The organism is Streptomyces sp. AC512_CC834 (assembly GCF_019049325.1).
Classification (GTDB): domain Bacteria; phylum Actinomycetota; class Actinomycetes; order Streptomycetales; family Streptomycetaceae; genus Streptomyces.
In genome coordinates this window covers 430,927-454,412 of sequence record NZ_JAGMUO010000097.1, presented here as the reverse complement: position 1 = coordinate 454,412, position 23,486 = coordinate 430,927, and the positions used below count along the sequence as shown (strand labels likewise).

The 23,486-nt window shown below is 73.1% G+C and carries 21 protein-coding genes; 6 read left to right on the top strand and 15 right to left on the bottom strand.

Going from position 1 to position 23,486, the window contains the following annotated elements; genetic code table 11:
* Positions 1–6 precede the first annotated feature (6 nt).
* Positions 7–306 carry a DUF5133 domain-containing protein gene (locus KUM40_RS29605; protein ID WP_217169260.1) on the bottom strand — a complete coding sequence of 100 codons (300 nt, stop codon included), beginning with the start codon at positions 304–306 and terminating at the stop codon, positions 7–9.
* Between the two features lie 240 nt (positions 307–546).
* Between KUM40_RS29605 and KUM40_RS29600 the strand changes: the two genes are divergently transcribed.
* Together KUM40_RS29600 and glgX are read left to right on the top strand one after the other, a co-directional pair.
* The gene (locus KUM40_RS29600) at positions 547–1,062 is read left to right on the top strand and encodes a pep a2 (protein WP_217169259.1); all 516 of its coding nucleotides are present in this window, start codon (positions 547–549) and stop codon (positions 1,060–1,062) included.
* Entirely contained in the window at positions 1,059–3,206 is a 2,148-nt protein-coding gene (glgX, locus tag KUM40_RS29595; protein ID WP_217169258.1) for a glycogen debranching protein GlgX, read from the top strand. The genes KUM40_RS29600 and glgX overlap by 4 nt, the downstream gene beginning before the upstream one ends.
* Positions 3,207–3,216: 10 nt before the next feature.
* Here the strand turns inward: glgX and KUM40_RS29590 are convergent, their stop codons facing one another.
* Positions 3,217–4,020 (bottom strand): VOC family protein, encoded by an 804-nt coding sequence (locus KUM40_RS29590; RefSeq protein WP_217169257.1) that lies wholly within the window; start codon positions 4,018–4,020, stop codon positions 3,217–3,219.
* A 125-nt stretch (positions 4,021–4,145) separates the two neighbouring features.
* On the opposite strand from KUM40_RS29590, the gene KUM40_RS29585 reads away from it, so the two are divergent.
* On the top strand, positions 4,146–4,478 hold the full coding sequence (locus KUM40_RS29585; protein WP_217169256.1) for an ANTAR domain-containing protein: 333 nt from the start codon (positions 4,146–4,148) through the stop codon (positions 4,476–4,478).
* Here the strand turns inward: KUM40_RS29585 and KUM40_RS29580 are convergent.
* On the bottom strand, positions 4,462–5,253 hold the full coding sequence (locus tag KUM40_RS29580) for an RNA polymerase sigma factor SigF (RefSeq protein WP_217169255.1): 792 nt from the start codon (positions 5,251–5,253) through the stop codon (positions 4,462–4,464). The genes KUM40_RS29585 and KUM40_RS29580 overlap by 17 nt on opposite strands.
* A 315-nt stretch (positions 5,254–5,568) precedes the next feature.
* On the opposite strand from KUM40_RS29580, the gene KUM40_RS29575 reads away from it, so the two are divergent.
* Positions 5,569–6,093 carry a hypothetical protein gene (locus tag KUM40_RS29575; RefSeq protein ID WP_217169254.1) on the top strand — a complete coding sequence of 175 codons (525 nt, stop codon included), beginning with the start codon at positions 5,569–5,571 and terminating at the stop codon, positions 6,091–6,093.
* Positions 6,094–6,120: 27 nt separating this feature from the next.
* Here the strand turns inward: KUM40_RS29575 and hemC are convergent, their stop codons facing one another.
* From hemC to KUM40_RS29555, 4 genes are all read right to left on the bottom strand, one after another.
* Complete coding sequence (gene hemC, locus KUM40_RS29570) at positions 6,121–7,056, bottom strand: hydroxymethylbilane synthase (protein WP_217169253.1); 936 nt, start codon at positions 7,054–7,056, stop codon at positions 6,121–6,123.
* 95 nt (positions 7,057–7,151) lie between these two features.
* Positions 7,152–7,928, bottom strand: coding sequence for an NPP1 family protein (locus tag KUM40_RS29565; RefSeq protein WP_217169252.1), 777 nt, complete (start codon positions 7,926–7,928; stop codon positions 7,152–7,154).
* Between the two features lie 132 nt (positions 7,929–8,060).
* Positions 8,061–9,041 carry an ATP-dependent DNA ligase gene (locus KUM40_RS29560; protein WP_217169251.1) on the bottom strand — a complete coding sequence of 327 codons (981 nt, stop codon included), beginning with the start codon at positions 9,039–9,041 and terminating at the stop codon, positions 8,061–8,063.
* A gap of 96 nt (positions 9,042–9,137) precedes the next feature.
* On the bottom strand, positions 9,138–10,592 hold the full coding sequence (locus KUM40_RS29555; protein WP_217169250.1) for an MFS transporter: 1,455 nt from the start codon (positions 10,590–10,592) through the stop codon (positions 9,138–9,140).
* 229 nt (positions 10,593–10,821) lie between these two features.
* Between KUM40_RS29555 and KUM40_RS29550 the strand changes: the two genes are divergently transcribed.
* Positions 10,822–11,478: a TetR/AcrR family transcriptional regulator gene (locus KUM40_RS29550; RefSeq protein ID WP_217169249.1), complete on the top strand. Its 657-nt coding sequence runs from the start codon at positions 10,822–10,824 to the stop codon at positions 11,476–11,478.
* Between the two features lie 22 nt (positions 11,479–11,500).
* Here the strand turns inward: KUM40_RS29550 and KUM40_RS29545 are convergent, their stop codons facing one another.
* Positions 11,501–12,568, bottom strand: a complete 1,068-nt coding sequence (locus KUM40_RS29545) for a YncE family protein (RefSeq protein WP_217169248.1) — start codon at positions 12,566–12,568, stop codon at positions 11,501–11,503.
* Positions 12,569–12,672: 104 nt separating this feature from the next.
* Here KUM40_RS29545 and fes point away from each other — a divergent pair, with 104 nt between their 5' ends.
* Positions 12,673–13,983, top strand: a complete 1,311-nt coding sequence (gene fes, locus KUM40_RS29540) for an enterochelin esterase (protein WP_254395774.1) — start codon at positions 12,673–12,675, stop codon at positions 13,981–13,983.
* Positions 13,984–13,995: 12 nt separating this feature from the next.
* On the opposite strand, the gene KUM40_RS29535 is transcribed toward fes, so the two are convergent.
* The 7 genes from KUM40_RS29535 to KUM40_RS29505 are packed head-to-tail and all read right to left on the bottom strand — an operon-like array spanning position 13,996 to position 23,463.
* Positions 13,996–17,859 (bottom strand): non-ribosomal peptide synthetase, encoded by a 3,864-nt coding sequence (locus KUM40_RS29535; protein WP_217169247.1) that lies wholly within the window; start codon positions 17,857–17,859, stop codon positions 13,996–13,998.
* The gene (locus KUM40_RS29530; protein WP_217169246.1) at positions 17,856–18,119 is read right to left on the bottom strand and encodes a phosphopantetheine-binding protein; all 264 of its coding nucleotides are present in this window, start codon (positions 18,117–18,119) and stop codon (positions 17,856–17,858) included. Before KUM40_RS29530 ends, KUM40_RS29535 begins: the two co-directional genes overlap by 4 nt.
* A 3-nt stretch (positions 18,120–18,122) precedes the next feature.
* The gene (locus tag KUM40_RS29525) at positions 18,123–18,770 is read right to left on the bottom strand and encodes an isochorismatase family protein (protein ID WP_217169245.1); all 648 of its coding nucleotides are present in this window, start codon (positions 18,768–18,770) and stop codon (positions 18,123–18,125) included.
* 23 nt (positions 18,771–18,793) lie between these two features.
* A complete protein-coding gene (locus KUM40_RS29520; RefSeq protein WP_217169244.1) occupies positions 18,794–20,422 on the bottom strand; it encodes a (2,3-dihydroxybenzoyl)adenylate synthase in 1,629 nt (542 codons plus the stop codon).
* Positions 20,419–21,654, bottom strand: a complete 1,236-nt coding sequence (locus tag KUM40_RS29515; RefSeq protein ID WP_217169243.1) for an isochorismate synthase — start codon at positions 21,652–21,654, stop codon at positions 20,419–20,421. The genes KUM40_RS29520 and KUM40_RS29515 overlap by 4 nt, the downstream gene beginning before the upstream one ends.
* A gap of 46 nt (positions 21,655–21,700) precedes the next feature.
* The gene (locus tag KUM40_RS29510) at positions 21,701–22,486 is read right to left on the bottom strand and encodes a 2,3-dihydro-2,3-dihydroxybenzoate dehydrogenase (protein ID WP_217169242.1); all 786 of its coding nucleotides are present in this window, start codon (positions 22,484–22,486) and stop codon (positions 21,701–21,703) included.
* Positions 22,483–23,463, bottom strand: coding sequence for an ABC transporter substrate-binding protein (locus KUM40_RS29505; RefSeq protein WP_217169241.1), 981 nt, complete (start codon positions 23,461–23,463; stop codon positions 22,483–22,485). The genes KUM40_RS29510 and KUM40_RS29505 overlap by 4 nt, the downstream gene beginning before the upstream one ends.
* Between the last annotated feature and the right edge of the window lie 23 nt (positions 23,464–23,486).

Below are 23,486 nucleotides of genomic sequence, written 5' to 3'. Positions count from 1 at the left end.
ATTGGGTCAGGCCGCGCCCGAGGGGGTCTTGTGCCCCGACGGGGCGAGCCGCTCCGCCTGCTCCTGCGCATGGGTGACGAGGGTCTGCTCATGCGCAGAGGTGACCAGGCTCGTCCGCAGATACCTTTCGGCGGCGTCCGCGGCCTCGCGTGCGCACCGCTTCCCCATCAGCACGCAGAGGGTGTAACCGGAGTCCTCGAAGGTGGTCCGGACCGTGACGTCGGTGGGGGACGCCAGCATCGAGCGTTCCCAGGCGCGGTAATGGCGGAGCTGCCGGGCGACTTCGCTCTTCGCGGGTAGCAGCATGGCCGGTCACCTTCCGGACGGTCCGGTGGTACGGACGCTCGAGTTCTTCACACATGGTGCACGGACGGTGACGCCCCGTCTTGTTGGATCTTCAACTGCTTTGCTCGTGTTGCACGAATGGACTACCGCTCCCACTCTGGAGTGACTCAGAAGCGATCAGCGCTCACGCTTCGTGATCGGGGAGCCCGTCCCCCAAGGGACGAGGAGGAGCGAGAGCCTTCGCGGTGAGGAGCCACGACGATGAAGACCGCAGTGCCCTGCTACTACCACCTCGACGTGGAAGTGAGCCCGGAACTGGTCGGACAGGTCAGGCGCATCCTGGCCGCTCACCTCCGGTTCTGGAACCTGGACAACCTTGTCGAACCCGTCTGCTCGGGCGCCGAGATGCTGCTTCTGGCGATCGACGAGCACGCGAACGACAAGAACACGTCGATCGAGATGTGGTGGAACCACCAGCACCTCATCACGGCCGTTGGGGGCAACGACCAGGCGCTCCGTCCCGACCAGGACCTGCGCACCTGTCTGCAGCACCTCGCGGCGAACAGCGACGGCTGGGGGTGCTGCGCCACCGACACCGGGGCGAAGGTCATCTGGTTCTCCCGGCGCGCCCGGGCCGGCGAACGCGTCCCGCTGGTGGCGATGCCACCCGAGCCGATCACCCAGGAGGGGCTGGAAGTGCCGCGCGAGATCATGCCGGTGGCCCGGCTGGCCGATCCGGCCCGTACCGGCCGCGGCGTTCTGGAGGAGGCCCGGTGACCCGCGCCAGGCCGAACTGGAAGGGGGCGCCCGTGTGGAGCGGGCACCCCTGTCCGTTGGGGGCCGTGTACGACGGGCAGGGCACCAACTTCGCCCTGTTCAGCGAGGTCGCCGAACGCGTCGACCTCGTGCTCGTCGACGACGACGGCAACCACAGCGCGATCCCGCTGCCGGACGTCGACGGCTTCGTCTGGCACTGCTACCTGCCCGGCGTCGGCCCGGGGCAGCGCTACGGCTACCGGGTCCACGGTCCGTGGACCCCGGCCGTCGGCCACCGCTGCAACCCGGCGAAGCTGCTCCTGGACCCCTACACCCGGGCCGTGGACGGGCTGGTGGACAACCACCCCTCCCTCTTCGAGCGGGACAGGGGCAGGGCCGACCCGGGCGACAGCGCCGGGCACACCATGCTCGGCGTGGTCACCGACCCGTTCTTCGACTGGGGCGACGACCGCCCGCCCAGACGCCCGTACTCGGAGAGCGTGATCTACGAGGCCCACGTCCGCGGACTCAGCCGCACCCACCCCGACGTGCCCGAGGAACTGCGCGGCACCTACGCGGGCCTCGCGCACCCGGCGACCGTGGAGCACCTGACGTCCCTCGGCGTGACCGCCGTGGAACTCATGCCGGTGCACCAGTTCGTCCACGACGGGGTGCTCCAGGACCGCGGCCTGTCCAACTACTGGGGCTACAACACCATCGGCTTCTTCGCGCCGCACAACGGCTACGCCGCCCTCGGCACCCGCGGGCAGCAGGTCACCGAGTTCAAGTCGATGGTCAAGACCCTGCACGCGGCCGGCCTCGAAGTGATCCTCGACGTGGTCTACAACCACACCGCCGAAGGCAACGAGAAGGGCCCCACCCTCTCCTTCCGCGGCATCGACAACGCCTCGTACTACCGCCTGGTGGACGGCGACTGGCAGCACTACTACGACACCACGGGCACCGGCAACAGCCTGCTGATGCGCCACCCCTACGTACTCCAGCTCATCATGGACTCGCTGCGGTACTGGGTCACCGAGATGCACGTCGACGGGTTCCGCTTCGACCTCGCGGCCACCCTGGCCCGGCAGTTCCACGAGGTGGACCGGCTGTCCGCGTTCTTCGACCTCATCCAGCAGGACCCGGTGATCAGCCGCGTCAAGCTGATCGCCGAGCCCTGGGACGTCGGCGAGGGCGGCTACCAGGTGGGCAACTTCCCGCAGCTCTGGTCGGAGTGGAACGGCAAGTACCGGGACGCCGTACGGGACTTCTGGCGCGGCGAGGAGCACACGCTCGGCGAGTTCGCCTCCCGGCTGACCGGCTCCTCCGACCTGTACCAGCACAGCCGGCGCCGCCCCCGCGCCAGCGTCAACTTCGTGACCGCGCACGACGGGTTCACCCTGCGCGACCTCGTCTCCTACAACGACAAGCACAACGAGGCCAACGGCGAGGACAACCGCGACGGCGAGAGCCACAACCGGTCCTGGAACTGCGGCGCCGAGGGCGCGACGAGGGACCCGGCCGTCCGGGAGCTGCGCGGCCGGCAGCAGCGCAACCTCCTGGCCACGCTCCTGCTCTCGCAGGGCATCCCGATGATCTGCCACGGCGACGAACTGGGCCGCACCCAGCGCGGCAACAACAACGCCTACTGCCAGGACAACGAGATCTCCTGGATCGACTGGCGGCTCGGCGAAGAGCAGCGCGCACTGCTGGACTTCACCCGGCGCCTCATCGCGCTGCGCGGCGACCACCCCGTGCTGCGCCGGCGCCGCTACTTCCGCGGCGAGACCCTCACCCACGCGTCCCAGCCGCTGCCCGACCTGGTGTGGCTGCTGCCGGACGCGCGGGAGATGACCGACGACGACTGGGGGCGCTCCGACGCGCACGCCGTCGGTGTGTTCCTCAACGGCGACGCCATCGCCGAACCCGACCCCTGCGGCCGGCCCGTGGTCGACGACTCCTTCCTGCTGCTGCTCAACAGCCACTGGGAGCCGACCGGCTTCCGGCTGCCCGACGTCACCTACGGCGAGCGCTGGGCGACCCTGGTCGACACCGCCGACCCGGACGGCGTCCCCGACGAGGCCGAGCACAAGGCCGGCACCCGGCTGACCGTCGAGCAGCGCAGCCTGGTGCTGCTCTCCCGGCCGTCCCGCACCGGCCGGTGAGCCGGTGAGGTCAGCCGCCGAGACGGCGCGCGGTCACCGTGAACTGCGCGCCGTCGGCGTCCCGGAGCACCGCCTCGTCGCCGCTCAGGGAGAGCACGCTGCCGCCGTGCCGCTCCGCGGTGCGGGCGCGGGCCGCGACGTCCTCGACGGCGAAGTGGATCTGCCAGTGCGGCCGGACGGCCGGGTCGGGAGCCGCGCCCAGGGCGCCCGACTCGATGCGTGCCACCACGTCGCCCTGATTGCGCAGGACCACCTCGTCGCCCTCGTACCGGACCTCGCAGCAGCCCCGGCCAGACGCCCAGTCGAAGATCTCGCCGTAGAAGATGGCGGCGTCGAACGCGTCACGCGTGTGCAGCCGGATGAAGGCGGGACGCGAGGTGCGCCAGGCGTCCCAGTCCGTGAACAGCTCGCCCTCCCAGATCCCGAACGTCGCGCCGTCCCGGTCGGCGAGCAGCGCCGCCCGCCCGGGCGGCAGGGAGATCGGCCCGACCGCGGCGGTGCCGCCGCGCTCCTGAGCCCGCGACACGGCCTCGTCCGCACTGCGCACCGCGAAGTACGGCGTCCACGCCACCGCCATCTGCCACATCGAGGCGACGGCGGCGATCCCGGCCACGGGCACCCCGTCGACCAGGGCGATCCGGAAGGGCTCGCCCAGCTTGGCGGGCCGCCACTGCCAGCCCAGCACGGCGGAGTAGAACTCCTCGGTGGCCTTCACGTCACGGCTGGTGAGACTCACCCAGCACGGGGCCCCGTACACGGAGTGCGTGGACAGGAGGCTCTCCCCGCGGGCGGGGAAGGTCATGTCGTGATTCATGGCAGTCGTGTCCTGGTCTCGTCCACCGGCAGTCACCGGCTCGACACCAGTGTCCGGCCGGGAGTGCGGCGGGCGCCTGCCGAGTACCCCGGCGGTGCCGCCGAAACGGGGACGCGGAGGTGACCATGCCCCCCACCGACTCGGACGCGGACTCCGTCGCGGACTCGGACGCGGACCAGATCTTCCGGTTGCAGGAGCAGGTCCGGCAGCTCAAGGAGGCGGTCGTCTCGCACGCCGTCGTCGACCAGGCCATCGGCGTGGTCGTCGTCCTCGGCGGGGTGACGCCGGACGAGGGGTGGGTCGTACTGAAGGAAGTGTCCCAGCATACGAACATCAAACTCCGCAATGTGGCCGAAGCGGTACTCATCTGGGGGCGCGCCGGAGTGATGCCGCCGCAGATCCTCGCCGCTCTGGAGGACCGCCTGGGGCGCTGTGCCCGACTCAGCGGGCCTCTGTGAGGATCTCCTCGCGTATCCGGTCGAAGCAGCCGGTGAGCAGCCGGGAGACGTGCATCTGGGAGATGCCGAGCTGCTGCGCGATGCGGCTCTGCGTCATCCCTCCGAAGAAGCGCAGGTAGAGGATGGTGCGCTCGCGCTCGGGCAGCGCCTCCAGACAGGGCCGCACGGCCACCCGGTCCACGACCGCGTCGAAGGCGGGATCGGGGCCGCCGAGCGCGTCCCCGAGGGCGTACCCGTCGGTGCCGGGCATCTCCGCCTCCAGAGACAGGGCGGAGAAGCACTCCAGGGCCTCCATGCCGGTACGCACCTCGACCGTGGTGAGCTGCGCGTGCTCGGCGATTTCCTCGACCGTCGGCGCGCGCCCCGGCGTGGTCTGCGCCAGCTCCTTCGTGGACTTGCGGACCCGGTTGCGCAGGTCCTGGATCCGGCGCGGTACGTGCAGCGTCCACATGTGGTCGCGGAAGTGCCGTTTGATCTCGCCGGTCACGGTCGGTACGGCGTAGGCCTCGAAGGCGTGGCCGCGCTGCGGGTCGTAGTGGTCGACGGCCTTGACCAGGCCGAGGGCCGCGACCTGATAGAGATCCTCCAGGTTCTCGCCGCGGCCCCGGAAGCGGACGGCGATCCGCTCCGCCATGGGCAGCCAGACCCGGATCAGTTCGTCCCGCAGCGCCTTGCGCTCCGGTCCCTCGGGCAGCCCGGCGAGCCGGTCGAACGCCGCGGCCGTGTCGGGGGCGTCGTCGTGCGGGTGGGGCTTGGTTCTGCCGGCGACACGCATCACACGCACCTCCCTCAGCAGGGGTGCTGGCAAGTCCTCGTAAATCAAGTCCTCGTATATATGGATACTGAGCGCGAATGCCCCGAACGGCCACTCGAACGGCCGGGGACCGGTGATCGGCGCCGCCCCGCCGGCGGACGTGATGTGCGGCACGCTGCGGTGATCGCCGCGACCGGGCGCCGGCCGATAGTTCCTGCGCAACGCTTGATCGCCGATCAAAAGGGGCGAAGCCCCTGGCCACAGCGCATTCCGCTCATTTGACAGTGCGCTGAGCGTACGGATAGGAAGCAGCGTCGAGAGGTCGAGAGGGGCACCGTGTACGAGCCGAACGTGGTCGGGGACTGGCAGGAGTACGACGAGCACGCCGGCCTGCGGGTCCGTGTGCACGGTCTCGAGCCCGCCGAGCCGCCGCGTGGGCGCGACGACGCGGCCGAGTCGCTGACGTACTTCCGCGTCCGGGTGACCGTCGAGAACCGGGGCGGGCGGCACCTCGGCATCCACCTGGAGGACGGCCAGATCGACGTGCGGACCGGCCCCGACGGGGAGAGCGCCTTCCTCGACTGGCGCAACTCCCAGTTCATCGAGGGCTTCGACGTCTACCCGCTGCGCCGGGCCACCGCCGTGCTCTACGCGGCAGGACCGGAGGCGGGCCTGTGCCAGGTGGACGTCCAGGTACAGCTCCGGGTGGACGAGGAGTGGGCCGACCGCCGGCTGTGGAGCGGCGGCCTCGGACTGCCCGACGGGGCCACCGGAGCCCCCTGCGGCACGGTGCGCGACGAGGGCCTCGCCCACCAGGTCAGCGCCTTCCTGAGGGGACAGTCGGAGGACGGCTCCGCCTGATCCCCGGGCGCCGCGGCCGGCGGCGCGTCAGTGCGCGATGCCGTCGATGACCTCCCGGGCGCCCTGCCGCAGCAGTGCCACCGCGACCGACGTGCCGAGGGTCGCCGGGGCGAGCCGGCCGGCCCACTCGTGGGCGTTCAGCCGCGTCTTGCCGTCCGGGGTGAAGACGCAGGCCCGCAGCGAGAGTTCCCCGCTCCGGTCCACGTGGGCGTGGCCGGCGATCGGGCTGTTGCAGTGCCCCTGGAGGACGTGCAGGAACATCCGCTCCGCCGTCGCCTCCCGGTGCGTTCGCGGATCGCCGAGGGCGCCGACCGCTTCGATGAGCGCGCCGTCGTCCTCCCGGCACTGCAGGGCGAGGATGCCCGCGCCGATCGGCGGCATCATCGCCTCCGTGGACAGGACCTCGCTGATCACGTCACTCCGGCCGATGCGCTCCAGGCCGGATACCGCGAGCAGCAGCGCGTCCGCCTCACCCGCGGCGAGCTTCGCCAGCCGCCGGTTGGCGTTGCCGCGGAACGGTACGCAGCGCAGGTGCGGGTGGGTGGCGGCAAGCTGGGCGACGCGGCGCACCGAGGACGTGCCGACCCGGGTCCCGTCCGGCAACTCGTCCAGGGTGAGCCCGTCCGGGTGGACGAGCGCGTCCCGGACGTCGTCGCGCTCCAGGAACGCGGCGAACACCGTACCGGCGGGCAGCGGCCGGTCGGCGGGCACGTCCTTGACGCAGTGCACCGCGAGGTCGGCCTCGCCCGACAGCAGCGCGGCGTCGACCTCCTTGGTGAACGCGCCCTTGCCCTCCACCTGCGACAGGTCGCCGAGCCACGTGTCACCGGTGGTCTTCACCGGCACGACCTCGGTGCGCACGCCGGGGTGGAGGGCCGTCAACGCGGCCCGGACGCGCTCGACCTGAGCCAGGGCCATGGGGGAGTCGCGGGAGACGACGCGGATCAGTTCGGGGGCGGACATGCGGACACGATAGTGCTCAGGGGACGCCCGGGCCGCGCGCTTCGCCCGGACGGCCCCCGCCCGCCGAGCCCGCCGCCGCGTCCGCCGCCGCCGTGTCAGGCGTTCGGGTCGAAGGGGATGCCGGAGGGCTTGGCGGCCGCCAGGTGGGAGGCGAAGCTGCCGTCCTTGAGGCCGAAGTTGGCGCTGCCGAAGTCGTAGGAACTCAACGTGTCGCGCAGACCGGCCGGATAGCCGTTCCATCCCACCAGGGTCGGATACTGCCAGCCGCCCTTGTGGTTCTCCGGCGGCTCGTCGCCCGAGGTCGCCAGGCGGAAGCAGTGGGTGCTGATGCCGTCCTTGTGGTACACGATCTTCGGGTGGGTGCCGTCGAAGCGGACCGCCGACCTCGCGTGCACGCTGAACGAGCCGTGGTTGGAGGTCGAGACGTACTGCACGGTGCCGCCCTGCACCCACACCACGACGTGCTCCCAGTCGTGCCGGTGGCCGCCGAGGCTGCTGCCGGGCAGCGCCTGGTCCTTCTCGAAGTACAGGCCGTACATGTAGGCGCACCAGCCGTTGTCGCACTTGGCGCGCGAGTAGCCGTTGGTGTTGTCCAGGTCGGCGGCGTCCCGGCAGTTGCCGTTGAGGGCGCCGGTCGGCTTGAGGCCGCCGTTGACCGCTCCGTCGGAGCCGATGGCCGGTGTGGGATAGCAGCCGTCGGTGTCGTAGTCGTAGGCGGGCTGGTACGTCCGCTCCAGGCTGTCGGCGTTGCCGGGAAGCCCCGGTGGCGGGGCGGCGAAGGCGGTGGCGGGGAAGGCGAGGACGAGGGCGAGGGCACCGAACGGCGCGGTGAGCCATCTCGTGCGGCGGGTGGGGGCGGTACGCGACGGCATCGCGTCCTCCTCTGCTGGCGCAGCCCAACGGCTGTGGGGGGAAGGGGAGTTCAGAGTGCCGTCTTTTCACTTCCGCGCCAAGGGCGCACCGGTGGCCCGGTGGTTGAGGGCAGACCAGTACTCGACCTCGCGTCACACCGGGTCGTCCGGAATGTCCGCCGCGGCCTGGTCGGGTGCCAGGTCCGGGCGGAGCCTGAGCCAGGACGGCTGGCGCAGCATGCCCTCCCGGGTGCGGGTGCTGTAGCGGACCTCGCCGACCAGCCGGGGGACCACCCAGCGGGCTCCCGGCACCGGCGGCACCGGGTCGAAGGGGCACACGTCCGTCGCCGCGGCCCGCAGCAGCGCGGCCAGCTCGGTGCGCTCGCCCGCGCTCCAGCCGGTGCCGACCCCGCCGACGTAACGCAGCCGGCCCGCGGCGCGCTGGCCGACCAGGACGGCGCCGGGAAGGCCGCCGAGCCGTCCCCTGCCGGGCAGCCAGCCGCCTACCACGACGTCCTCGCTGCGCATGTTGCGGATCTTGATCCAGGCGCGGGAGCGGACCCCGGGCTCGTACGGCGAGTCCAGCCGCTTGCACACCAGCCCCTCCAGGCCGTGCTCACGGGTGGCCCGCAGGGCCTGTTCGCCGTGCCCGACCAGCGCGGCCGGGGTCGACCAGGACGGCCCGTCCAGGCCGAGGTCCGTCAGCCGCTCGCGCCGGGCGGTGTAGGGCAGGCGCAGCAGGGAGCGGCCCGCCAGGTACGGGGCGTCGAACAGCACCAGGTGGACGGGAACCGTCGCCGCCCGGTGCGCGGCCCGGCCCGGGGCGTGCGCGAGACCCATCCGGGACTGCAGCAGTTGGAAGTCGGCGCGGCCGTGTTCGTCCAGGGCCAGCACCTCCCCGTCCAGTACGGCCGAGGTGCCGCCGAGCGCGCCGGCCAGCGGCGCCAGTTCGGGGTAGGCGGCCGTGATGTCCTGGCCGGAGCGGGCGCGCAGCAGCACGCCGCCGTCGCCGGGCAGGTAGACCGCCACGCGCTGGCCGTCCTGCTTGGTCTCGTAGGCCCAGCGGGTGTCCTGCGCGGGAGGCGGCAGGGCGCCGGGCGTGGCCAGCATGGGTGGGATCAGCGGCAGCTCCACGGGTCAGTTCTCGACGTGCTCCGGCGCCGCCACGCGCGTCGCCCGCCGGGTTCGCCCGAACGGCGCCGGTCCCGGGCGGGACCGGCGCCGTCGCGGTCAGCGGACGGAGGCGGGCTCCGCCGCGACACCGCCGGCCGGTGCCGTGCCCGCGGCCGGGCCGGCGGGACGGTGGCGGGGGATGAAGGACGCGATGGCGAAGGCCAGCAGGGCCGCGCCGGCGCCGAGGGCCATGACCACCTTGAAGGAGCTCTCGGACGGCACGGCGAAGCCGCCGAGGTCGATGGTCATCTGGGCCAGGATCACACCGGCGATGGCACTGGCGGTCGACGTGCCGAGGGACCGCATGAGGGTGTTCAGGCTGTTCGCGGCGGCCGTCTCGCTCGCCGGGACCGCGCCCATGATCAGCGACGGCATGGCGCCGTAGGCGAAGCCGATGCCCGCGCTGATGACGCAGGAGACCAGGACCAGGTGCCAGACCTCGGACATCAGCACGATGTTCAGACCGTACCCGGCCGCGACGATCAGGGCGCCGATCATCAGCGTCACCTTCGGGCCCCTGGACTTGGAGACCTTCGCGGAGACCGGGGCGAAGGCCATCATCACCAGACCGGACGGCGCCATCACGAGACCCGTGGTCAGCAGGGAGCGGCCGAGTCCGTAACCGGTGGCCTCGGGCAACTGGAGCAACTGCGGAAGCACCAGGGACATCGCGAACATCGAGAACCCGATGGAGACCGACGCCAGGTTGGTGAACAGCACCTGACGGCGCGCCGTGGTGCGCAGGTCCACCAGCGGCTGCGGGGTGCGCAGCTCCCACCAGCCCCACACCAGCAGGATCAGCACGGCCGCCGCGAACAGGCCGAGAGTGGTGCCGCCGGTCCAGCCCCAGTCGCCGCCCTTGGAGATCGCCAGCAGCAGGCACATCAGGCCGGCGGCCATGCCGATGCCGCCGAGCACGTCGAAGCGGCCGCCGGTGCGCACCGCCGACTCGGGCACCAGTGCGAGGACCAGCACCAGGCAGACGGCGCCGAGCGCGCCGGAGAGCCAGAACAGCATGTGCCAGTCGAGCTTGTCCGCGATCAGTGCGGCGGCGGGCAGGCCGAGTGCGCCGCCGACGCCGAGCGAGGCGCTCATCACCGCGGTGGCGCCGGTCAGCCGCTCGGCCGGCAGTTCGTCGCGCATGATGCTGATCCCGAGCGGGATCACGGCGGCGGACAGACCCTGCAGGGCGCGTCCGACGACCATCGGGACGAGCGCGTCGCTCAGTCCGCAGATCACCGAGCCCGCGATCAGCAGCGCCAGGCTGAACATCAGCATCCGCCGCTTGCCGAACATGTCGCCGAGCCGGCCGACGACCGGGGTGGCCACCGCGGAGGCGAGCAGTGTGGCGGTCACCACCCAGGCCGCGTCCGAGGCCGACGCGTCCAGGAGCTTCGGCAGATCCGGGATGATCGGGATGACCAGGGTCTGCATCAGCGCGACGACGATCCCGGCCAGGGCCAGTACCGCCACCACGGCGTTCGGCCGTGGTGCGGCGGGGGAAGCGGACATGCAAGTGCCTTTCAAGCGATGAGTGTGAGAACCGGAACGCGAACCTTTAAGTCAGTCGCTTGAAGTACTATACGGGGTGTGGAGCAAGAGCGCCCGTCCGGGCCGTGCGGCGGCCCGGTGCCGCCGCCCCGTAGGCTTCCGTGACAACCCGCCGTACTGCGGCGGACCTGCGACGACTCGAGGGACTGGTCGTCGCGGGCCGTGAGGAAAGTCCCACGCGGTGGTGAGCATGGCGGGCAGGACGGTCCGGACGGAACAGGTCAGCGCGACCCGGCAGCTAATCCTGGTCACCGCTGAGCGGCTGTTCGCCGAGCACGGGGTGTACGCGGTCTCCAACCGCCAGGTCAGCGAGGCCGCCGGGCAGGGCAACAACGCCGCGGTCGGCTACCACTTCGGTACGAAGGCGGACCTCGTGCGGGCCGTCGCGCAGCGTCACTCGGAGCGGATCGAGGCCCTGCGCGCCCGGCAGCTCGCCACGCTCGGCGACTCGCCCGACCTGCGCGACTGGGTGGACTGCCTGGTCCGTCCGCAGTTCGACCACCTGGCCGCGCTGGGCAGTCCCACCTGGTACGCGCGGTTCTGCGCCCAGGTCATGACCGACCCGGCGCTGCGGCAGATCATGACCGAGGAGTCCCGTGCCTCCATCTCCCTGCGGGAGATCATCGAGGGACGCAACCGGTGCATGCCCGCGCTGCCTGACGAGGTCGGCGCGGAGCGGGGCGACATGGCCCGGCACCTCATCGTGCACACCGCGGCCGAACGGGAACGGGCCCTGGCCGAGAATCGCCCCACCCCGCGCGCCACCTGGCAGGACGCCGCCGACGGTCTCGTCGACGCGATCGTGGGCATGTGGCTGGCGCCCGTCACGCCCCGGAGCGGGGACTGACGGGCGCCGGGTGAGGGGACGGTCAGCGGGAGAGGCGGATGCGGGTCACGGTGTCCGCGCCCGCGCCGGCCCCGGACTTGTCGACCACGTAGGCGCTGCCGTCGGCGATCTCCACGTGGTTGGGGTTGGCGCCGGTGGCGACGGTCTCCTCCACGACGCCCTCGCGCGGGTCGACCCGGGCGACGGTGGCGTCGGTGCGGTTGACGACGAGGACGTCGCCCGAACGCTCGTCGGTCGCCACGGACAGGGCACCGGCGCCGGTCGCCACGGACTTGGTGACGACGCCCTTGCGCAGGTCGACCACGGACACGGTGCCCGAGGTCTGGTCGGCGGTGTAGGCGGTCCTGCCGTTCCTGGACAGCGAGACCGAGATCGGGCCGTCGCCGGCCGGGACGAAGCGCGGGGTCGCGGAGCCGCGCCGCAGCTCGATCAGCCGGTCGTTGGCGAGGTCGGCCGCGTAGAGGGCACCCGTCCGCTCGTTGACCGTCAGGCCGGTCGGGGAGGCCCCGTCGACGGTGATCCGCTTCTTCTCCTCGAGGGACTTGGAGTCGAAGGCGACCAGGGTGCCGTCGCCGAAACCGCTCGCCCAGACCGTGTTGTGCCGCTCGTCCACGACGATCTCGCGGGCGTGGGCCACGTTCGGCAGACTCGCCAGGTGCTCGCCGGTGCGCTGGCTGTAGACGGCGACCGAGTTGTCGCGGGTGTTGGTCGTCCAGACGGTGTTGTGCTCGTCGTCCACGGCCACGCCGTACACGGCCTCGACGGCGCCGGTGGCGGAGTCGGTGACCGGCGGGGTGACGTCGGCTTCGACGGCGAGGGACTTCGGGTCGACCTTCAGCAGGTGCGACTCGGTGACCGGCGGGCGGCCCACGGCGGCGGTGACCCATAGCACGTCGTTCCGCTCGGAGTAGGCCGACTGGTACAGGCCCTTGGTGAGCTCGGCCGTCGTGACCTTCGAGCCGGTGGTGTGCGCGGACGCGGTGCCCGCCAGGGTCAGTGTGCTGCCCACGGCGACGGCCGCGGTGAGCGCGGTGCGGCGCAGGCGGTGGGGGCGCTGGGCACGGAAGGCAGGGGTGGCAGGGGTGGGCATGGTGATGGAACTCCCTCTTCTCGGGATGACCGACTTCTCGGAATGGCCGAACTGGTGATCGAGTAAGGTAAGGCTAACCTAACTACATGATGACGGATGGTCAATTGAATTCCGTACGCACGTTCCTCGCGGGCCCTCCCGACGGCGCCCCGAACCACCCGCCGCGCGTGCCCCGCCCCCACCCGGTGCCGCGACTCGCCGACCCCGTGTGCGCGTTGCCCGGACCGGGCGGCACCGAGGACTTCTGGGCCGGCGTACGCGAACGCGGCACGCCTCTGGTGGGCCCCGACCCGCTCGGCGATGCCGAGCACCGGGCGGTGACGTTCCTGTGGCGCGGCACGCCCGCGACCCGTGCGGTCCAGGTCCTGCCGAACAAGCTCGGCGACCCGCGCGACCCCGCCGGAAACCTCATGGAGCGGGCCCCGGGCACGGACGTGTGGCACTGGACCCTGCGTCTGCGTCACGACTGGCGCGGCACCTACGACTTCTACGCCGACGACACCCATGACGCCAACGAGGCCCACGAGGGCGGCCGGCCCGCTCCGGGGACCGCCGCGTACTGGCGGTGGCTGCGCACCCGGCGCCGCCCCGACCCGTACAACTCCCGCACCCTGCCGCACCGCTGGGACGGCACGCCCGTCTCGTACGCCGAACTCCCGGCCGCCCCGAGCGCGGTGGACTGGCTGCCCCGGCCCGGCGTCCCGCGCGGCACCCTCACCGAGCACACCGTGGCGAGCGCACGGCTCGGCGGGAGCCGCCGGGTCTGGCTGTACGAACCTCCCGGCGGCGCCCGGGAGCCGGCGAAGCTGCCGGTTCTGGTCCTGCTCGACGGCGAGCACTGGGGGCCCCGGCTCGGCCTGCCCCACCTGCTCGACAACCTGATCGCCGACGGCCGTGTCCCGCCCGTCGCCGCCGTGCTGCCGGACGCCGTGGACGAGGCCACACGCTGGGCGGAACTGTCGTGCAGCACCGAGTACGTCGGCTTCCTCGCCGACGAGCTGCTGCCGTGGGCGGCCGCGAGGCTCCCGCTGTCCGAGGACCCGGCGCGCACCGTCGTCGCCGGACAGAGTCTCGGCGGGCTGACCGCCGCGTACGCCGCCGTGGCGGCCCCGGACCGCTTCGGCAACGCCCTCGTGCAGTCCGGGTCGTTCTGGTGGCCGGCCGGGCCGGAGGCGGAGTGGCTCACCCGGGCCGTCGCCGAAGGGCCGCGGCCGCCGGTGCGCTTCCGGCTCTCCTCCGGCGAACAGGAATGGGTGGCCCTGCCGGCCGCCCGCAGGTTCCGCGACACCCTGGCCTCGACCGGCCGTCACGACTCCTCCCACCGCTCCTCCTACCGTGAGTTCAACGGCGGTCACGACTACCTCTGCTGGCGCACGGAACTGGCCGACGGACTCGTGGAGCTCCTCGGCCGGTGACGGTCGCGCCGATCACGCGTCGAGTTCCTTCAGACGCGCGGCGAGCACCGCGGCGATCTCGTCCAGGTACCGGTCCCGCATGAGCTGCGGGTGGGTGCAGTCCAGGTCGTGGTTGTCGATCACGCCGCGCACGTACGGGCGCCAGGCCTCGCGCGTCAGCCAGTCCTCGGCGCGCGGGGCGGCGGCCGTGAAGAACAGCACGTCGCCGTCGTAGGCGGCGTGCTCGTGCTCGCGCATCATGCGGGCGTGGTTCGGCACGATGTCGACGATCCGGGACAGGGCGCGCTCGGAGAGCCCCGCCAGCGGGCTGCCCGCCCGGCGCAGCGTGGCCAGCACGTCCTCGCGGGTGCGCTCGCCGGCCCGGTCGAAGCCCGCCATGCGCAGCACCGCGGTCAGCGCGTCGCCCTCCTGGGGCGCGGGCCGCTCCCGCCACTGCTCGGCGGGGAACGCGTCCAGGAGCGCGAGGAGTTCGACCTTCTCGCCCGTCTGCCCGAGCAGCACCGCCACGGTGTGCGCGAGGACCCCGCCGACCGACCAGCCCAGCAGACGGTACGGGCCGTGCGGCTGGACGCGGCGGATCTGCCGGGCGTAGTCCTCCGCCTCCTCCTGGAGGGTGCGCGGCAGCCGCTCGTCGCCGGTCAGACCGCGGGCCTGGAGGCCGTACACGGGCTGCTGCGGCCCCAGCCGCGCCGCCAGCCCGGCGTAGCACCAGGCGAGGCCGCCCGCCGGGTGGACGCCGAACAGCGGCGTCCGGTCGCCCTCGGTGCGCAGGGGCAGTACGACGCCCAGCGCGTCCTCGGCGGCCGGCCCGGCCGCGTCCAGCCGGGCGGCGAGCGCGGCGGGCGTCGGTGCCTCGAACAGGGAGCCGATGGTCAGCTCCGAACCGAACTCCTCCCGCACCCGCGTCACCAGCCGCACCGCGAGCAGCGACGTTCCGCCCAGGTCGAAGAACGCGTCGTCGGGACCGACCCCGGCCACGTCCAGCACCCCGGCGAACAGCCGGGTCAGCGCCGCTTCGCGGGCGGAGGCCGGGGGCCGAGCGCCCGCGTCGCCCGCGAAGACCGGGGCGGGCAGCTCACGGCGGTCCAGCTTGCCGCTGGGGGAGAGCGGGAAGACCTCCAGGGCCACGACGGCCGCGGGGACCAGGTGCTCCGGCAACTCGCGGGCCAGCGCCGCCCGTACGTCCGCCGGGTCCGCGCCGCCGGTGACATAGCCGACGAGCCGGTCCTCCCGCACCATGGCGCAGGCCCCGTCGACCCCGGGCCGGGCGGCGAGCGCCGCCTCGATCTCCCCGAGTTCGACGCGCTGCCCGCGCAGCTTGACCTGGTGGTCGGTCCGGCCGAGGTACTCGACCTCGCCGCCGCCGGTCCAGCGCGCCAGATCGCCCGTGCGGTACATCCGGCCGCCCGCAGGCCCGAACGGGTCGCGCACGAACCGGGACGCGGTCAGCTCCTCGCGGCCCAGGTAGCCGTCGGCCAGTTGCACGCCCGCCAGATACAGCTCGCCCGGCACACCGGGCGGACACGGTCGCAGCGCCGCGTCCAGCACGTACAGGCGGGTGTTCCACACCGGCCGGCCGATCGGCACCGGGCCCGGAGCGGCCGGGTCCACGGCGTGGTACGTGACGTCGACGGCGGCCTCCGTGGGCCCGTACAGGTTGTGCAGAGCGACGTCCGGCAGGGCGCGCGCGAAGCCCTGCGCGCTCTCGCGGGGCAGGGCCTCGCCGCTGCAGAACACCCGGCGCAGCACGTCCCCGCACCCGGCCGCCTCCGGGGCGGCCAGGAACACCTGGAGCATCGACGGCACGAAGTGGCAGGTGGTGACCGCCTGTTCGCGGATCAGACGGGCCAGGTAGACCGGGTCCTTGTGCCCGCCCGGTTCGGCGACGACCAGCGCGGCGCCCTCACGCAGCGGCCAGAAGAACTCCCACACCGACACGTCGAACGACGACGGGGTCTTCTGCAGCACCCGGTCCCCGGCCGTCAGCCCGTACTCGTGCTGCATCCACCGCAGCCGGTTGTCGATCGCCCGGTGCGGGACGACGACGCCCTTGGGCCGGCCCGTCGACCCGGACGTGTAGATGACGTACGCCGGATGCGCGGGGGTGAGCGCGCGGGGCGGGTTCGTCCACGGGTACGCCGACACGTCGAGGCCGTCCAGGACGACCACGTCGGTGCCCGCGTCGTCCGGGAGGCGCCCGGCGCGGTCGGTGACGGCGCACACGGGCGCCGCGTCCCGGAGCATGTACGTCAGGCGCGGTGCCGGATAGTCCGGGTCCAGCGGCAGATAGGCCGCGCCCGCCTTCAGCACCGCGAGCAGGGCCACCACCAGCTCCACCGAGCGCGGCACCGACACGGCCACCACCGTGCCGGGCCCCGCGCCGAGCGACTGGAGGTGCCGGGCCAGGCGGTTGGCGCGGGTGTTGAGTTCCGCGTAGGTCAGGGTGGCGCCCTCGTACACCAGGGCGGTGGCCTCCGGGGCCCGCGCGGCCCGCGACTCGATCGGCCCGATCAGCGTGGTGGGCGGCAGGGCGCGGTCGGTGCGGTTGAACTCCTCCAGGACCAGGGCCTCTTCGGCCGGGGTGGCCACCGAGTGCGCGGCGAGCGGAAGGTGCGGGTCGGTTCCGGCGAGCCGGTCCACCAGGTGCAGGAACCGGTCCTGGTGCGCGGCCAGGGCGGCGTCGTCGTACAGCGCCGGGTTGGCGTCGTGGTCGATGCGCAGGCCCCGGCCGTCGGCGCGGTCGTAGATGTTGACCGTCAGGTCGTCCACCGGGCCCGCCGACAGGTTCCGGGCCCGGGCGGGGGCACCGGCGAAGTCCACGCCGTAGTCGAAGGGCATGACGTTGACGAGCGGGCCGACCAGGGCGCGGCTCTCGCCCAGCAGACCCAGGTCGCGGCGGATGTCCTCGTAGCGGTAGCGCTGGTGGCGGCGCAGCTCGCGGATGCCGAGTACGACCTGCCGCACCAGCTCGGCGAAGGTCCCCTCCGGGGAGACGGCCAGCCTGAGCGGCAGCACGTTCATCACCATCCCGGGCACGCGCAGCGACACCGAACCCATGCGGCCCATCAGCGGCAGGCCCAGCACCACGTCCGCCTGCGCGGTGGCGCGGGAGGTGTAGAGGGCCTGGGCGGCGATCAGCACGTCCGGCCAGGTCGCGCGGAGCCGGGCGGCGAGGTCCCGCAGGCGCTCGGTGCTCCGAGGGGACAAGTGGGCACCGCGGCGCAGGAAGGTGCGGGACGGCAGCGCGCCGCGCCCCGCGAGCCGGGGTGCCTGCGGACGGTCCGCGAACGCCTCGGCCCAGTGGGCCCGGTCGGCCTCGAACGCCGGGGAGGCGCGGTACGCGGTGTCGTCCTCGACCAGGTCGGCGAGGGCGCCGAAGGCACGTGGGGCGGGTTCGGCGCCGTGCGCGAGCGCCGAGTACACCTCGGCGGTGCGGCGCACCAGCAGCGAGTAGCCGTAGCCGTCCATGACGAGGTGGTGGATGCGCTGGTACCACAGCCAGCGGTCCGGTCCGACCCGGAACAGGGCGTGCCGGAACAGCGGTCCGTACCTCAGGTCGAACGGTTCGGCCAGGTCCGCGCGCATCCACGCCTCCGCCTGGTCCGCGTCGCCCGTCTCGTGCACGGTCAGCGGCAGTTCGACGCCGTCGGCGACGTACTGGCGGGGCCCCTCGGGCGTGTCCTCGACGCGTACGACGCGCAGCGCCTCCGCCTCGGCGGCCACCCGGAGCAGCGCGTCGGCGAACAGCTCCGGATCGAGCGGCCCGTCGATCTCCAGGCACTCGGCGGTGTTCTGCGCGGGGCTGAGCGGGTCCAGGGCCTGCGCGAACCACATGCCCGACTGGGCCGCCGTCAAAGGCAGTCCGGGGACGCTCATACCGCCCCCAGCAGTGGTGCCCAGGCCTCGATGGCCGGCCGCTCGGCCAGGTCCGCGAAGCCGGCGGTGACGGCGTGTTCGCGGCGCCAGAGTTCCAGCAGCGTCATGACGCGGACCGAGTCGAGGCCGTAGTCGACGAGGTTCTCGTCCACGGGGATGTCCGCCGGGTCCTCGCCGAGGCAGTCGGCGACGTCGGCACGGATCCGTTCCACGGTGAGCGGGGTGAGCGGGGTGTTCGGCGTGCGCGGGGTGGGCGACATGGTTCAGGCCTCCTGGAGGGGCGCGTCGGTGAGGAGCGCGTCGGTGGTGGTGACGACCGCGCAGCGGCCGGCCGCCCAGCGCAGCGCCATGTCGTGGTCCTCGCGGGAGAAGTCGGCGACGGCGTCGGCGACCACGAACGCCCGCAGATCCCGCTGCCACGCGTCGGCGGCGGTCATCAGCACGCCGATGTGCGCGTACACGCCGACGATCACCAACTGGTCGCGTCCCGTGTCCCGCAGCAGGTCCGCAAGCCCGGTGCGGACGAAGGCGCTGTACTTCCACTTCGTGAGCACCGTGTCCCCGTCCTCGGGCGCCACCACGTCGGGCGCGGCGAGCTTCTCCGGGTCGTCGGCGACGCCGGGGCCCCAGAAGTCGAGCTGGAGGCCGCGTTCCTCGGGCGTCTGACCGCCGCGCTGGGCGGAGTGGACGACCGGGACGCCGAGGCGGCGGTACTCCTTCAGCAGGCGGGCGGTGTTGCCGAGCATGCCGGTCAGGGGCTGTTCGCCGGCCGGGAAGGCGGAGAGGAAGTGCTGCTGGAGATCGTGCACGAGCAGCACGGCACGCGCCGGGTCGACGGTCCAGGACACGCGGTTCGCGGGGAGTTCGTCCGGCGCCGGGAGCGGATAGGGGGCGATGGCGGGCAGAGCCATGGGGAAGGGCCTCTCGATGACGGTCAGGAGTCGCCGGCGGCGGAGCGCAGGTGCTTCTTGCTGATCTTGCCGACGCCGGTCTGCGGGAAGACGTCGACGAACTCGACGAGGTCGGGCACCTTGTAGGCGGCGATGCCGCGCTCGCGCACGAACCGTCTGACCGCGACCGGCCGCAGCGGCTCGGCGCCCGCGCGCAGGATCACGTAGGCCAGGGAGCGCTCGCCCAGGTACGCGTCGGGGACCGCGACCACCGACACGTCGTGCACGGACGGGTGGCCGAGGATGATGTTCTCGACCTCCTCCGGCGCGATCTTCTCGCCGCCGCGGTTGATCTGGTCCTTGGCCCGTCCCTCCACCACGAGGTGGCCGGTGGGGGTGCGGCGCACGATGTCCCCGGTGCGGTAGAAGCCGTCCTCGGTGAACGCGCGCCGGTTGTGTTCCGGAGCCCGCCAGTAGCCGCGGATCGTGTACGGGCCGCGGGTCAGCAGATGACCGGACTCCCCGTCGGGGACGTCCTCGTCGGCGTCGTCGACGACGCGGATCTCGTCGTCGGGGGAGATCGGCCGCCCCTGCGTGGTGACGACCGTCTCGGTGTCGTCGTCCAGCCGCGTGTAGTTGACCAGGCCCTCGGCCATCCCGAAGACCTGCATCAGCCGGCAGCCCAGCGCGGGTTCCAGCCGACGGGCCGCCTGCTCGCTGTACTTGGCGCCGCCGACCAGGGCCAGCTCCAGGCTGGACAGGTCGTGCGCGGTCTCGGTCGCGGCCTGTGTCCACACCAGGGCCAGCGGCGGCACCAGGCCCGTCATGGTGATCCGCTCCCGGGCGATCAGCGGGAACGCGGTGTCCGGGTCCGGCTTCGGGCACAGCACCACCGTGCCGCCCGCGTACAGCACGCCCAGCCAGCCCGGGGAACTCATCGGGAAGTTGTGGGCGGCGGGCAGGACGACGAGGAAGCGGGTGTCCTCGTCGACGCCGCAGATCTCGTTGGAGCCCCACAGCGAGTACAGGTAGTCGTCGTGGGTGCGCGGGATCAGCTTGGACACGCCCGTCGTACCGCCCGACAACTGGAGGAACGCCAACTGGTGCGGCTCGGGCCCGTCGAAGGGGCCGGAGGGCTCGCACGGCACCCCGGACAGCGCACTGTGCTCACCGGGGTCGCCGGCCACGAACACGTGCTTCAGGCCGGGCACCTCCTCGCGTACCCGGGAGGCGAGGGCGCGGTGGTCGTAACCCGCGTGCACGTCCGGGACGACGTACGCGACGGCCTGGGCGAAGGAGCAGAAGTGGGTGATCTCCGTGTCCCGGTGCGCGGGCAGCGCGTACACCGGCAGCACGCCGATGCGGAGCAGGGCGAAGACCACCTCGACGAACTCGCCGGTGTTGGGCAGTTGTACGACCACCCGGTCGCCCTTGGCCAGGCCGCGCGCCAGGAACCCGGCGGCCAGCCGGTCGACGCGCTCGTCCAGCTCCCCGTAGGTCCAGGTCCGGCGCTCGGGGGCCGGGTCGACCAGGGCGATCCGGTCGGGGTGCGCGGCGGCGCGCTCGCGCAGCATGCCGCCGAAGGTCTCGCCGCGCCAGTAGCCGGCGGCACGGTAGCGCGCGGCGAACCCGTCGGGCCAGGTGGGCGCGTCCACGCCGGGGGCGAGGGTCACAGCGTCGCTCCCACCGCGTGCAGGAACGTACGGAACTTGGCGGCGGTCTCCGCCGTCTCGGCCTGCGGAGTGGAGGCCGCCACGACCCCGGCGCCGGCGAACAGCCTGAGCGCCCGCCCCTCGGCCTCGGCGCAGCGGATCGTCACGACCCACTCGCCGTCGCCGTCGGCGTCCTGCCAGCCGACCATGCCGGTGTACGCGCCCCGGTCGAAGGGCTCGGACTCGGCGATCACGGCCCGCGCCACCTCGGTGGGGGTGCCGCACACGGCCGGGGTCGGATGCAGCGCGGACGCCAGGTCGAGCGCGCTCGTCCCGGCGTCGGCCAGTTCGCCCGTGACCGTGGTCGACAGGTGCCACATGGCCGCCGTACGCACCAGGGTGGGCCGCTCGGGCACCTCCAGCGTGGCGCAGAACGGCGCGAGCGCCTCCCGTACGGCGGCCACCACGACGGCGTGCTCGTGCAGGTCCTTCTCGGACTCCAGGAGCGCGACCGCGCTTCGCACGTCCTGGGCCAGGTCGTCGCTGCGGGGCGCAGAGCCGGCCAGGGGGTTGGCGGTCAGCCGGCCGCCCTGCCGGGCGACGAGCAGTTCGGGGCTGGCCCCGATCAGGGTGCGGCCCGGGCCGCTGGGCACCGCGAAGGTGTACCCGGCGGGGTCCCGGCGGGCCAGCCGGCGCAGCATGGCCGGCAGGTCCGGCTCGCGCGGGCAGGACAGCTCCAGGGTGCGGGCGAGGACGACCTTGTCGAACTCCCCGGCCCGCATCCGCGCGACCGCCGCCGCGACCGCCTCGCCGTACCGCTCGGGAGCGGGGACCTCCCGCACCGCCCACCGCGGCCGGTCCTCGTCCTGGGGGACGGGCAGGGCGATCAGCGGGTCCTCGCGCAGCGGCGGCGCCCAGCGCACCGCCTGGGGCACCGCGAGCGCGGGCGCCGCGTCCGGGGCGAAGGGCAGCGCGCCGACGACCACCGGCATCGGGGCGCCCGGGCGGCGCAGCGCGTCCAGCACCTCACGCACCCGGGCGCCCGGCGGACGGGAGTCGTGGGGTATCGCGGTGGCGGTGCCGCGGGCCAGCAGTGTGCGGTGGGGTGTGGCGAGGAAGCGGTCGGTGGCCGGGCGGTAGGACTCCAGGAGCGCGGTGGCCGTGCCGGGGCTCACCGGCGTGGCCGTGGACAGGGATTCGTGCGGGGATTCGCGCAGGGGCGCGTGCAGGGGTGCGTGCGGGGAAAGGGACATGGCTGTCTCCAGTGGGGTGGCGTGCGCCGGGATCCCGGGGGCCGGGTCAGGCGCGCAGGGTGGCGCCGCCGTCGACGTACAGGTCGTGCATCGTGATGTGCCGCGCGCGGTCGGAGGCCAGGAACACGACCGCGTCGGCGATGTCCGCCGGGTCGGCGATCCGGCCCAGCGGGATGCCCGTGCGGTAGGCGGCGGGGTCCCCGTCGATGACGCGCCGGGCCGACGCGGTCTCGTCACCGGCCGTCCACAGGGCGCGCTGCATGTCGGTGAGGGTCGAACCGGGGGAGACCGTGTTGCAGCGCACGCCCCGCCCGGCCACTTCCAGGCCGAGGCACTTGGTGAACATCACGGCGGCGGCCTTGGAGGCGGCGTAGGCGGCGAGGCCCGCCCGGGGGACACCGGCCGCGTTCGAGGCGACGGTGACGATGCTGCCGCGACCGCGTTCGCTCATCCGGCGGGCGGCGGCGCGCGAGAGGTGGAAGACGCCGGTGGAGTTGACGGCGAACGTCGCCGCCCAGTCCTCGTCGGTCAGGTCCACCACGTCCGACGCCCGCAGGATCCCGGCCACGTTGACGGCGATGTCCAGCGGGCCGAGGGTGCGTTCGGTGTCGTCGACCAGCCTCTCCACCTCGGCCGCGTCGGTGACGTCGAGCGGGCGGGCGGTGACCCGGTCGTGGCCGTGCTCGCCGGCGAGCGCTTCGACGCCCTCGGGTGCGCGGTCGGTGGCGACGACGCGGGCGCCCTGCTCGACGAGCGCGGTGACGACCGCCGCGCCGATGCCCCGGCCCGCCCCCGTCACGAGGGCGAGCCGGCCGTCGAGCCCCGCCGTCATGAGGCGAGCGCCGCGGTCAGGTCGTCCAGGACGACGCGCGCCGCGAGGGGGCCTCCGGCGCTGTTCCACGCGGAGCCCTGGACCACGACGACGTGGCCCTCCCGCTCGGCCTTCAGCTTGCCGAAGTTGGGCACGTCCTTCGCCTCGGCGTACGCCTTCTCCCCGTCGGCCTTGTCGCCGAGGGTGCCGAAGAACAGCCAGTCGCCGTCGATCGTGGAGAGCTTCTCCAGGCTGACCGGTTCGCTGTGGCCGGTGCCGACGCCCTGCTGGTCCTTCGGCCGGTCCAGGCCGAGGGCGCTGATGGTGGCGCCCACGTGGCCCACGCCGCGACCGACCGCGGACGGCGCCTTGTTCTGCCAGCGGACGACGCTTACGACGGCGCCGGCGTTGTCGCCCAGCTTGCCCTTCGCGGCGGCCACGTCGGCGTCGAAGCCGCTCAGTATCTTCTCGGCCTCGGCCTTCTGGTTCAGCGCGTCGGCGGTGGCGGTGAACGCCTTCTTCCAGTCCTCGTTGAGCTTCGCGGTGACCACGGTCGGGGCTATGGACTCCAGCTTGGAGACCTCCTTCTTCACCGCCGTGGTCTCGTCGAGCAGGATCAGGTCGGGCTGGAGCGCGGCCAGCTTCTCCAGGTCCGCCTCGGCGACGGTGGCGACGACCTCCGCCTTGCCCGCCTTGTCGGCCAGGTAGGTGGAGACCCCCTTCTGCCCGCGTCCCGCGGTCGTGCCGACCGGCTGGACGCCGAGCGCGAGCGCGGCGTCGAGGGTGGGCTCGCTCAGGGCGACGACCTTCTTGGGGTCGGCCGGTACGTCGACCTCGCGGCCCGTGGCGTCGGTGACCTGACGGGTGCTCGACTCCTGGCCGCCCGCGCTGTCGCTGCCGCCGTCGTCCTCACCGCAGCCGGTGAGGAGCAGTGCTCCCGTCACGACGGCGGCGGCGGACGTCAGGACGGTTCTGCGGGAGGCACGTACGAAGGACATGAGAAGGGGACTCCTTGGCGCTG